Consider the following 11,906-nt stretch of genomic DNA (forward strand, 5'->3'; position numbering starts at 1 on the left):
GATAGGAATAAGGGGGGCGGCGGCGCTCACGACACGCCGAAGAGAGCCGCCAGTGTGGCGCGCTGCGCACGGACAAAAGCCGCATCCACCACCGCACCGTGCCCCGGCACGTACAGCGCGTTCTCGCCGCCGAGTTCGAGGAGCCGGTCCAGCGCCGCGGGCCACCGCCGGGGCACCGCGTCCGGACCCGCCTGGGGGTCGCCCGACTCCTCGACGAGGTCGCCGCAGAAGACGACCTCGGGGCCTTCGCCGGGGCTCTTCACCAGGACCGCCAGGTCGTGCGCCGTGTGACCGGGGCCGACGTTCGCGAGGAGGACCTCGATCCCGCCGCCGAGGTCCAGCGTCCACTCCCCGCACACCAGATGCCCCGGCGCGCGCAGGAGATCGGCCGCCTCCGCCGCCGCGTCCGCGCCGAGGCCGTGCCGCACCGCGTCCGTCCGCAGCTCCTCGCGGCCCGCGTCGAAGACCGTGTCGACGCCCACGGCGGCGTACACCTGTACCCCCGCGAAGGCCGCCGTCCCGAAGACGTGATCGAAATGGGGGTGGGTGAGCGCGAGATGCGTCACTCTGCGCCCGCCGCCCATGAGATCCCGGGCCCGTGTCCGCAGCGCCGCGCCCTCCGCCAGGCTCGACCCCGCCTCGACCATGAGGGCCGCCCCGGCACCGACGACGAGTCCCGCCGTGCAGTCCCAGCCGGGCAGCCGCACCCGTCCCACCCGCGGGGCGAGCCGTTCCCAGCCCGCCGCTTCCCATGCCGGCTCCACGTCCATACGGTGACGCTAACCGCTGTGGAAGGCCTCGGCAGAGCGAGAGGGGTCCGGCCTTGCCGGGCCCGTACCCGACCGCCGTACACTGGCCCTTTGACAGGCTGGCACTCACCCGCGTTGAGTGCCAGGCGGGGATCACGGCGACGGATGACGGCTGGAGGTGTGCGCGATGCTCAGCGAACGCAGGCTCGAGGTGCTGCGCGCCATCGTCCACGACTATGTCGGGACAGAGGAGCCCGTCGGCTCCAAGGCGCTCACCGAGCGGCACAGTCTCGGAGTCTCGCCGGCCACGGTCCGCAACGACATGGCGGCGCTGGAGGAGGAAGGGTTCATCGCCCAGCCCCACACCAGCGCGGGGCGTATCCCGACCGACAAGGGCTACCGCCTTTTCGTCGACAGACTCGCGGGCGTCAAGCCGATGACCGCGCCGGAGCGGCGGGCCATCCAGAACTTCCTCGACGGCGCCGTCGACCTCGACGACGTGGTGGGGCGTACGGTGCGGCTGCTCGCGCAGCTCACGCGGCAGGTGGCCGTCGTGCAGTACCCCTCGCTCACGCGGTCGACGGTGCGGCACGTGGAGTTGCTCTCGCTCGCTCCTGCGCGCTTGATGCTCGTACTGATCACCGATACCGGCCGGGTCGAGCAGCGCATGATCGACTGCCCGGCGCCCTTCGGTGAGACCTCGGTCGCGGACCTGCGGGCGCGGTTGAACAGCAGGATCGCGGGGCGCCGCTTCGCGGACGTGCCGCAGTTGGTGCAGGACCTGCCCGAGGCCTTCGAGGCCGAGGATCGCGGCACCGTCGCGACGGTCCTCTCCACCCTCCTCGAAACGCTCGTCGAGGAGACCGAAGAACGGCTGATGATCGGCGGCACCGCCAATCTCACCCGCTTCGGACATGACTTTCCCCTCACCATCCGGCCCGTTCTCGAAGCCCTTGAGGAGCAGGTCGTGCTCCTCAAGTTGCTTGGTGAGGTGCAGGATTCGGGCATGGCCGTACGGATCGGTCATGAGAACGCCCATGAGGGGCTCAGCTCCACGTCCGTGGTCTCGGTCGGCTACGGTTCGGGCAGCGAGGCAGTCGCGAAACTAGGCGTGGTCGGACCGACCCGCATGGACTATCCGGGAACGATGGGAGCAGTACGCGCAGTGGCACGTTACGTCGGACAGATCCTGGCGGAGTCGTAAGTGGCCACGGACTACTACGCCGTACTCGGCGTGCGCCGCGACGCTTCCCAGGACGAGATCAAGAAGGCCTTCCGGAGGCTGGCGCGTGAGCTTCACCCGGACGTGAATCCGGACCCGAAGACTCAGGAGCGCTTCAAGGAGATCAACGCCGCCTACGAGGTGTTGTCGGACCCGCAGAAGAAGCAGGTCTACGACCTCGGCGGCGACCCGCTGTCCCAGGCGGGCGGCGGCGGAGCCGGTGGCTTCGGAGCCGGTGGCTTCGGCAACTTCTCCGACATCATGGACGCGTTCTTCGGTACGGCGTCGCAGCGTGGCCCGCGGTCGCGCACGCGCCGCGGCCAGGACGCCATGATCCGGCTGGAGATCGACCTCGACGAGGCGGCCTTCGGCACCACCAAGGACATCCAGGTCGACACCGCGGTCGTCTGTACGACCTGTAGCGGTGAGGGAGCCGCGCCGGGGACCTCCGCCCAGACGTGTGACATGTGCCGCGGCCGCGGCGAGGTGTCGCAGGTCACGCGGTCCTTCCTCGGCCAGGTCATGACCTCGCGGCCCTGCCCGCAGTGTCAGGGCTTCGGCACGGTCGTGCCGACGCCGTGCCCCGAGTGCGCGGGCGACGGGCGGATCCGCTCGCGGCGGACGCTGACCGTCAAGATCCCGGCCGGTGTCGACAACGGCACCCGGATCCAGCTCGCGGGCGAGGGCGAGGTCGGGCCCGGCGGCGGTCCCGCCGGTGACCTCTACGTCGAGATCCACGAGCTGCCGCACGCCGTCTTCCAGCGGCGCGGCGACGATCTGCACTGCACGGTGACGATCCCGATGACGGCGGCGGCGCTCGGCACGAAGGTGCCGCTGGAGACGCTCGACGGCCTTGAGGAGATCGACATCCGGCCCGGCACGCAGTCGGGGCAGTCCGTCCCACTGCACGGGCGCGGCATCACGCATCTGCGTGGCGGCGGCCGGGGCGACCTCATCGTGCACGTCGAGGTCCTCACGCCGACGAAGCTCGACGCCGAGCAGGAGCGGGTGATGCGGGAGCTGGCGCAGCTGCGCGGCGAGGAGCGGCCCACGGGGCAGTTCCAGCCGGGGCAGCAGGGCCTGTTCTCCCGGCTCAAGGACGCGTTCAACGGGCGGTAGCGCCTTCAGCGGTACGACAGGGGCCCCGGGGCGTTCCGCCTCCGGGGCCCCTGCCGCGCTCAGGGGGTGGGAGGGGGATTCGTACGGGGACGTGGCACGATGCCGTTATGTCCTCCGCACTGACCGATCTCCTCCGCTGTCCGATCGTGCAGGCCCCCATGGCCGGCGGGGCCTCGAGCCCGCAACTGGCCGCGGCCGTGTCCGAGGCCGGAGGGCTCGGCTTCCTCGCCGCCGGGTACAAGACCGCCGACGGGATGTACCAGGAGATCAAGCAGGTGCGGGGGCTGACCGCGCGGCCCTTCGGCGTCAACCTCTTCATGCCGCAGCCCGACAGCGCCGACGCGGGGGCGGTGGAGGTGTACCGCAACCAGCTCGCGGGCGAGGCGACCTGGTACGAGACGCGGCTCGGCGACCCGGAGAGCGGCCTCGACGACGGGTACGACGCCAAGCTCGCGATCCTCCTCGACGACCCGGTACCGGTCGTCTCCTTCACCTTCGGCTGCCCCACCCGCGACGTCCTGGACTCCTTCACCCGCGCCGGCACCCTGACCGTCGTCACCGTCACCACCCCGGAGGAGGCGCAGGCCGCCCAGTGGGCCGGCGCCGACGCCGTGTGCGTGCAGGGCGTGGAGGCGGGCGGCCACCAGGGCACCCACCGGGACCAGCCGGAGACCGACGGCGCAGGACTCGGCCTGCTCACCCTCCTCACGCTGGTCCGCGAGACCGTGCGGCTCCCCGTGATCGCCACGGGCGGCCTGATGCGCGGCGCGCAGATCGCCGCCGTGCTCGCGGCGGGCGCGGACGCGGCGCAGCTCGGCACGGCCTTCCTCGTCACCCCGGAGTCGGGCGCCCACACCCTGCACAAGCAGGCCATGACCAACCCGCTGTTCGTACGTACCGAGCTGACCCGGGCGTTCTCCGGGCGGCCCGCGCGCGGCCTCGTCAACCGCTTCCTGCGGGAGCACGGCCCGTACGCCCCCGCCGCCTACCCCCAGGTCCACCACCTGACCAGCGACCTGCGCAAGGCCGCGGCGAAGGCCGGTGACGCGCAGGCCATGGCGCTCTGGGCCGGGCAGGGCCACCGGCTCGCCAGGGAGCTGCCCGCCGGGCAGCTCGTGGAGGTCCTCGTGGCCGAACTGGCCGAGGCGAAGGCGTCGTCGGCCGCGACGGACCAGGGAGGCACCAGGTGACCGCACCCGTATTCGTCGTCGAGCCCCTCGACGCGGGCGCCGGCGGGCGCTTTGTGCTGGACGGGCCCGAGGGACGGCACGCGGTCTCCGTGAAGCGGCTGCGCGCCGGTGAGGACGTCGTCCTGACCGACGGCGCCGGACGGTGGGCCCGGTGCGTGGTCGTGGACACCGAGGGCAAGGACCGGCTCGTCGTCCGCGTGGACTCCGTCGCCGAGGAGCCCGCGGAGTCGCCCCGTATCACCGTCGTCCAGGCACTGCCCAAGGGCGACCGCGGTGAACTGGCCGTGGAGACCATGACGGAGACCGGCGTCGACGCCGTCGTGCCGTGGGCCGCGTCGCGCTGCATCACGCAGTGGAAGGGCGAGCGCGGCCAGAAGGCGCTCGCCAAGTGGCGGGCCACCGCGCGCGAGGCCGGCAAGCAGTCGCGCAGGACGCGCTTCCCCGAGGTGGCGGACGCGGCGTCGACCAAGCAGGTCGCGGCGCTGCTCGCGGAGGCCGACTTCGCCGCCGTCCTGCACGAGGAGGGCAGCGAGCCGCTGGCCACCGCGGAACTGCCCACCACCGGCCACATCGTGCTCGTCGTGGGGCCAGAAGGAGGGGTTTCCCCCGACGAGCTGGCGCTCTTCGCGCAGGCCGGGGCGGCGCCCTACCGGCTCGGGCGTAGCGTGTTGCGCACATCGACCGCGGGGACCGCGGCGAGCGCGCTGCTCCTCGGACGCACGGGCCGCTGGTCCTGAACCCGACCCCCCGGGGGGCTGCGTTGGAACTCGCCCAGGTCCGTCTGCTCGTCTCGGACTTCCCTGCCTGTTACCGCTTCTACGCCGGGGTCCTCGGCCTCAAGCCCCAGTCGGGCGCTGAGGAGGGGCCGTACGAGAAGTTCAGCCCGGCCGTCGGCTCGGCGGGCATCGCGCTTCAGGATCGGGCGATGACGGCCGGACTGATCGGCGAGCTCGCCGGGCCCGCGACCGGGCACCGCTCCCTGGTGGTGCTGCGGGTCGACGACCTGGACGCGTACTGCGAGCAGATCACCGGGCGCGGCGCCGTCCTGGCGCACGGGCCCGCACCGATGACGGACCGTATGCGGGTGGCCCACCTCAAGGACCCGGAGGGCAACGTGGTGGAGCTCCAGGAGTGGCTGCTCTCGCAGGGCTGAGGCGGGGACCGCTCGGCGACCGGCCCTCGGCCCCCTGGCAGATGGCCGCAAGCGGTCTACCCCTCCGGCGTGCGGGGTGGCACTCTGCCGCTCATGGGGGCATTGAGGCGGCCGGGCGGTCGCGAAAAGGGGATCGCGCGGCCGCGGAAGCGGCGCGCGCCGGTCCTGTACGCCGTCGGGCTCGCCGGTGCCGCCGCGCTCGGCGTCACCGCGTGCGACCCGGCGAACGGCGACATGAACACCTCCGCGGTCGCGCTCACCACCGACCGGACGGGCACCAAGGAGCTGGAGCGGCAGCACCTGGACGTGGCCTGGCTGAGCTGCACGGCGCGCTACGAGGACAAGGTGACCCCGAAGAGCGGCTCCTCCGCCGACGAGAACGCGGCCGTCACGGTGGACTGCCAGGGCGAGAGCGACGACGGCAAGGACATCACCATCAAGGGCAAGGTGTACTCCGTCGTCGACGGAGGCTGCGTCCGCGGCGACCTCACGGCCAAGGTCGACGGCAAGGAGTGGTTCCAGGCCGACGTCCTCGGCAACTGCGACGCGGGCGACGACAACGACAACGGCGACAACGGCGACGGCAACGGCTCGAATCCGCCCGTCTCGCATCAGCCGCCCGCCGAGGAGGAGCCGCGGCCAGGCCCCACCACGACCGTCACCGTGACCGTGACGCCGCCCGCGCCGACCTGCGACTGCCTGCCGGGCAAGTGATCCAAACCTCTGTCGGACCGCCGCGGGCCTGCCTAGGCTGATAGGTGTGACACAGACTGCGTACCTCCGATACCCGCACCTTCACGGCGAGTTGGTCACCTTCACGGCCGAGGACGACGTCTGGGTCGCCCCCCTCGACGGGGGCCGGGCCTGGCGGGTCAGCGCCGACAACATGCCTGTGAACCATCCCCGTATCTCCCCGGACGGCACGACCGTCGCCTGGACGTCCACCCGCGACGGCGCGCCCGAGGTGCACATCGCGCCCCTCGACGGCGGCCCCTCCCAGCGGCTCACGTACTGGGGCACGGCGAAGACCGGCGTGCGCGGCTGGACCCCCGACGGGCGCGTCCTGGCCGTCAGCGCGGCGGGCCAGGCCTCCCTGCGCCGCACCTGGGCACGGGCCGTCCCCCTCGACGGCGGCCCCGCCGAGACCCTGCCGTACGGCCTCGTCGGCGATGTCACGCACGGCCCCCAGGGGCAGGTCCTGCTCCTCTCGGCCCCCATGGGGCGCGAGGCCGCCTGGTGGAAGCGGTACCGGGGCGGCACGGCGGGAAAGCTGTGGCTCCGCGCGGCCGCCGCCCCCGAGCCGCCGGGCGAGGCCGCCGCACCGTTCGTACGCGTCCACGAGGAGCTCGCGGGGAACATCGAGTACCCCCTCTGGGTGGGGGAGCGGATCGCCTTCCTGAGTGATCACGAGGACGTGGGGGCCGTCTACTCCTCACTGCCCGACGGCACCGGCCTGCGCCGCCACACCCCCGTCGACGGCTTCTACGCCCGGCACGCCGCCACCGACGGCACCCGCGTCGTCTACGCGTCCGCCGGTGAACTCTGGCTCCTGGACGACCTGGACGGAGCGGAGCCGCGCCGCCTCGGCATCCGCCTCGGCGGCCAGCGCACCGACCTCCAGCCGCACCGCGTGGCCGCCGCCCGCTGGTTCGGGGCCGCGGCGCCCGACCACACCGGACGCGGCAGCGCCGTCTCCGTGCGCGGCTCCGTGCACTGGGTCACGCACCGCGAAGGCCCCGCCCGCGCCCTCGCCGCCACCCGGGGCGTCCGCGCCCGGCTGCCCCGCACCTTCCGCGTGGCGGGCGAGGAACACGTCGTGTGGGTCACCGACGCCGAGGGCGACGAGGCACTGGAGTTCGCCCCCGCCACCGGACCCGCGCCCGGCGCCACGCCCCGCAGGCTCGCCGCGGGGCAGCTCGGGCGGGTCCTCGGGCTCACCGTTTCGCCGGACGGCAGCCGCGCCGCCGTCGCCTCGCACGACGGCCGGGTGCTGCTCGTGGAGCGGGAGAGCGGCGAGGTCCGCGAGGTCGACCGCGGCGAGGACGGCGAGGCCACGGGTCTCGTCTTCTCGCCCGACTCCGCCTGGCTCGCCTGGTCGCACCCGGGGCCGCGCCCGCTGCGGCAGCTCAGGCTCGCCAACACCGCCGACCTCTCGGTCTGCGACGCCACCCCGCTGCGCTTCCGCGACTACTCGCCCGCCTTCACCCTCGACGGCAAGCACCTCGCGTTCCTCTCCGCGCGCGCCTTCGACCCGGTCTACGACGAGCACGTCTTCGACCTCGCCTTCGTCGGCGGCGCACGGCCGCACCTGATCACGCTCGCCGCGACCACGCCGTCCCCGTTCGGGCCGCAGCGCCACGGCAGGCCCTTCGACGCGCAGGACGGCGGCCCGGAGACCCCCGACAGCGAGGGCGCCCCCGTCACCCGCGTCGACTTCGACGGGCTCGCCGACCGCATCGTGCCCTTCCCCGTGGAGGCCGCCCGGTACTCGACGCTGCGCGCCGCCAAGGACGGGCTGCTGTGGCTGCGCCACCCGGTGCGCGGCGTGCTCGGCGCCTCCCGGGCGCACCCCCTCGACCCCGACCCGCACACCGAGCTGGAGCGGTACGACCTCGCACAGCGCCGCGTGGAGGAACTCGCCTCGGACGCCGACCACTTCGCGGTCACCGGCGACGGCAAACGGGTCCTGCTGTGGACCGACGGCAAGCTGAAGGTGGTGCCGAGCGACCGGCGCGCCTCCGGCGACGAGGACAGCGACTCGAACATCACCGTCGACCTCTCCCGCATCCGGCTCACCGTCGACCCGGCCGCCGAGTGGCGGCAGATGTACGACGAGACCGGCCGCCTCATGCGGGACAACTTCTGGCGGGCGGACCTCGGCGGCGTCGACTGGGACGGCGTCCTTGAGCGCTACCGCCCCGTCCTCGCCCGCGTCGCCACCCACGACGACCTCGTCGACCTGCTCTGGGAGGTCCAGGGAGAGCTCGGCACCTCGCACGCGTACGTCGTCTCCGGCGGCGGGGGCGGGGCCACGTTCCGGCAGGGGCTCCTCGGCGCCGACCTCTCGCGCGGCGAGGACGGCCTCTGGCGCGTCGACCGCGTCCTGCCCTCGGAGACCTCCGACCCGGCCGCGCGCTCACCGCTCGCCGCCCCCGGCGTCGCGGTGCGCCCCGGCGACGCGGTGATCGAGGTCAACGGCCAGGGCGTCGACCCCGTGACCGGGCCGGGACCGCTGCTCGTCGGCACCGCGGGCAAGCCCGTCGAGCTGACCGTCTCGCCCTCCGGCGGCGGCGACCCGCGGCACGCCGTGGTGGTCCCCGTCGACGACGAGGAGCCGCTGCGCTACCACGCGTGGGTCGCGGACCGGCGGGCCTACGTCCACGAGCGCTCGGGCGGCCGGCTCGGCTACCTCCACGTCCCCGACATGCAGGCGCCCGGCTGGGCGCAGATCCACCGTGACCTGCGCGTCGAGGTCGCCCGCGAGGGCCTGGTGGTCGACGTCCGCGAGAACGGCGGCGGACACACCTCGCAGCTGATCGTGGAGAAGCTGGCGCGCCGGATCATCGGCTGGGACATCCCCCGCGGCTCGCGGGCCTTCAGCTATCCGCAGGACGCGCCGCGCGGCCCCGTCGTCGCCGTGGCCAACGAGTTCTCCGGCTCCGACGGCGACATCGTCAACGCCGCCATCAGGGCGCTCGGCATCGGTCCCGTCGTCGGCACCCGCACCTGGGGCGGCGTCGTCGGCATCGACAGCCGCTACCACCTGGTCGACGGGACGCTCGTGACACAGCCGAAGTACGCGTTCTGGCTGGAGGGCCAGGACTGGGGCCTGGAGAACCGCGGGGTCGAGCCCGACGTCGAGGTCGTGACCACCCCCGACGACCACGCGGCGGGCCGCGACCCGCAGTTGGACGAGGCCGTGCGGATCGCCGTCGCCGCCCTTGAGGAGAACCCGGCGAAGACGGCACCGCGAGTACCCGGAGCCCCGTGACGGCCGCGGGGATAGCATTCCGTACGTAATCGATCATCACGAGCCAGGAGGCCGGGCCATGGCGGGCGAACCACAGAGCGACTGCCTGTTCTGCAAGATCGTCGCGGGCGACGTGCCGGCGACCGTCGTACGCGAGACGGAGACGACACTCGCCTTCCGCGACATAAACCCCCAGGCGCCCACGCACGTCCTGGTCATCCCCAAGGTGCACCACGCGGACGCCGCCGCGCTGGCCGCCGCCGAGCCGGGGATCGCCGCCGACGTGCTGCGCGAGGCGGGCGAAGTGGCCGCCGACGAGAAGGCGGAGAGCTACCGCATCATCTTCAACACCGGCTCCGGAGCCGGGCAGACCGTGTTCCACGCGCACGCGCACGTCCTGGGCGGCCGCGGCCTCCAGTGGCCTCCCGGATAGCGGGGCCAACACCCCTTGTCCGTACGTGAACTGGTCGTGCTCGGCACGGCCAGCCAAGTTCCCACCCGGCACCGCAACCACAACGGCTACGTCCTGCTCTGGGACGGCCAGGGCATCCTCTTCGACCCCGGCGAGGGCACGCAGCGGCAGATGCTGCGCGCCGGGGTCGCCGCGCACGACCTGCACCGCATCTGCGTGACGCACTTCCACGGCGACCACAGCCTGGGCCTCGCCGGGGTGATCCAGCGCATCAACCTCGACCGCGTCCCGCACCCCGTCACCGCCCACTACCCGGCCTCCGGCCAGCACTTCTTCGACCGGCTGCGGTACTCCACCGCGTACCGCGAGACCGTGGCGCTGCGCCAGGAGCCCGTCGCCGCCGACGGGCCCCTGGCCGAGGGGCCCTCGTACACCCTCGACGCGATGAGGCTCTCCCACCCCGTCGAGTCCTACGGCTACCGCCTCACCGAACCCGACGGGCGGCGCATGCTGCCCCGGCTGCTCGCCGAGCGCGGCATCACGGGGCCCGACGTCGGGCGCATCCAGCGGGAGGGCGGCCTCGGCGGGGTCACGCTCGACGAGGTCAGCGAGGTGCGGCGCGGACAGCGGTTCGCCTTCGTGATGGACACCCGGCTCTGCGAGGGCGTGCACGCCCTCGCGCAGGGCTGCGACATGCTCGTCATCGAGTCCACCTTCCTGGACGAGGACGAACAGCTCGCCACCGACCACGGGCACCTCACCGCGGGGCAGGCCGCCCGGGTGGCGGTGGAGGCGGGCGTCCGCCACCTCGTCCTGACCCACTTCAGCCAGCGCTACCCCGACCCGGCCGTCTACGAGCGGCAGGCCCGCGCCGCCGGGTTCACGGGCGAACTGACCATCGCCCGCGACCTGACACGCGTCCCCGTGCCCAAGCGGACCTGAACACCAGCACGGCCTTCGGGCACCACCACAGAACTGAGCGAGACCCCACCATGCCGATCCCCAAGGCCGAACTCCACCTCCACATCGAGGGCACCCTCGAACCCGAACTGGCCTTCGCCCTCGCCGCGCGCAACGGCGTCGACCTGCCCTACGCCGACACCGAGGAGCTGCGCGAGGCCTACCTCTTCGACGACCTCCAGAGCTTCCTGGACCTGTACTACGGCCTGATGGCCGTGCTGCGCACCGAGGCCGACTTCGAGGAGCTCGCGGACGCCTACCTCGCCCGCGCCGCCGCGCAGGGCGTGCGGCACGCGGAGATCTTCTTCGACCCGCAGGCCCACATCGCGCGCGGCGTCCCCATCGGCACCGTCATCGAGGGCCTCTCCCGCGCACTCGACCGCAGCGAGGAGCGGCACGGCGTCTCCACGCGGCTCATCATGTGCTTCCTGCGCGATGAGTCCGCCGAGTCCGCGATGGAGACCCTCCAGGCCGCGAAGCCCCACCTCCACCGGATCATCGGCGTCGGCCTCGACTCCGCCGAGGTCGGCCACCCGCCGGCCAAGTTCAAGGAGGTGTACGAGGCCGCCGCCGCACTCGGGCTCCGCCTCGTCGCCCACGCGGGCGAGGAAGGCCCGCCCGCCTACATCACCGAGGCCCTGGACGTGCTGCGGGTCGAGCGCGTCGACCACGGGCTGCGCTGCGTGGAGGACCCGGCCCTCGTCGAGCGGCTGGTCGCCGAGCGCGTGCCGCTCACCCTCTGCCCGCTCTCCAACGTCCGGCTGCGCACCATCGACGTGCTGGCGGACCACCCGCTGCCGCGGATGCTGGACGCCGGGCTCATGTGCACGGTCAACTCCGACGACCCGGCCTACTTCGGCGGGTACGCGGGCGACAACTTCGACGCCGTACGCGAGGCGCTCGGCCTCGACCGGGAGCGGCTGCGCACCCTGGCGCGCAACTCCTTCGAGGCGGCCTTCCTGGACCGCGACGCGGCGGACGAGGCGCTTCGGGCGCGGTACCTCGCCGAGGTCGAGGCTTATTCGTTCGACTGAGGCCCGGGAGCCGCGTTACGGTCGTGGCATGGATTCCTTCCTGCAGATCTACGGCTGACACGGCCTGATGGCCCCCGCCCGCCCCCGAGGGGCCGCG

Annotated in this window: 11 protein-coding genes; 10 read left to right on the plus strand and 1 reads right to left on the minus strand. The window is 73.2% G+C overall.

The genetic code is table 11. The features are described from left to right. Window positions 1-26: 26 nt before the first annotated feature. On the minus strand, window positions 27-770 hold the full coding sequence (locus ACZ6JY_RS02395; RefSeq protein WP_469191393.1) for an MBL fold metallo-hydrolase: 744 nt from the start codon (window positions 768-770) through the stop codon (window positions 27-29). Between the two features lie 166 nt (window positions 771-936). Here ACZ6JY_RS02395 and hrcA point away from each other — a divergent pair, with 166 nt between their 5' ends. The 10 genes from hrcA to ACZ6JY_RS02445 all read left to right on the plus strand — a co-directional run bounded on the left by hrcA (window position 937) and on the right by ACZ6JY_RS02445 (window position 11,809). Further along, complete coding sequence (hrcA, locus tag ACZ6JY_RS02400) at window positions 937-1,953, plus strand: heat-inducible transcriptional repressor HrcA (RefSeq protein ID WP_469191395.1); 1,017 nt, start codon at window positions 937-939, stop codon at window positions 1,951-1,953. Next, on the plus strand, window positions 1,954-3,090 hold the full coding sequence (gene dnaJ, locus ACZ6JY_RS02405; RefSeq protein WP_469191397.1) for a molecular chaperone DnaJ: 1,137 nt from the start codon (window positions 1,954-1,956) through the stop codon (window positions 3,088-3,090). Between the two features lie 107 nt (window positions 3,091-3,197). Continuing rightward, on the plus strand, window positions 3,198-4,280 hold the full coding sequence (locus ACZ6JY_RS02410; protein ID WP_469191399.1) for a nitronate monooxygenase: 1,083 nt from the start codon (window positions 3,198-3,200) through the stop codon (window positions 4,278-4,280). Continuing rightward, a complete protein-coding gene (locus ACZ6JY_RS02415; RefSeq protein WP_469191401.1) occupies window positions 4,277-5,017 on the plus strand; it encodes a 16S rRNA (uracil(1498)-N(3))-methyltransferase in 741 nt (246 codons plus the stop codon). The genes ACZ6JY_RS02410 and ACZ6JY_RS02415 overlap by 4 nt, the downstream gene beginning before the upstream one ends. A gap of 23 nt (window positions 5,018-5,040) precedes the next feature. Further along, complete coding sequence (locus tag ACZ6JY_RS02420) at window positions 5,041-5,433, plus strand: VOC family protein (RefSeq protein WP_469191403.1); 393 nt, start codon at window positions 5,041-5,043, stop codon at window positions 5,431-5,433. Between the two features lie 93 nt (window positions 5,434-5,526). Further along, a complete protein-coding gene (locus ACZ6JY_RS02425) occupies window positions 5,527-6,147 on the plus strand; it encodes a hypothetical protein (protein ID WP_469191405.1) in 621 nt (206 codons plus the stop codon). Between the two features lie 40 nt (window positions 6,148-6,187). Next, window positions 6,188-9,424 carry a S41 family peptidase gene (locus ACZ6JY_RS02430; protein WP_469191902.1) on the plus strand — a complete coding sequence of 1,079 codons (3,237 nt, stop codon included), beginning with the start codon at window positions 6,188-6,190 and terminating at the stop codon, window positions 9,422-9,424. 58 nt (window positions 9,425-9,482) lie between these two features. Then, window positions 9,483-9,836, plus strand: coding sequence for a histidine triad nucleotide-binding protein (locus ACZ6JY_RS02435; RefSeq protein WP_447037356.1), 354 nt, complete (start codon window positions 9,483-9,485; stop codon window positions 9,834-9,836). Between the two features lie 15 nt (window positions 9,837-9,851). After that, a complete protein-coding gene (locus ACZ6JY_RS02440; RefSeq protein WP_469191407.1) occupies window positions 9,852-10,757 on the plus strand; it encodes a ribonuclease Z in 906 nt (301 codons plus the stop codon). Window positions 10,758-10,807: 50 nt separating this feature from the next. Next, a complete protein-coding gene (locus ACZ6JY_RS02445; RefSeq protein ID WP_469191409.1) occupies window positions 10,808-11,809 on the plus strand; it encodes an adenosine deaminase in 1,002 nt (333 codons plus the stop codon). Window positions 11,810-11,906: the final 97 nt, after the last annotated feature.

The sequence above is a fragment of the Streptomyces sp. NPDC046335 genome, assembly GCF_055587985.1.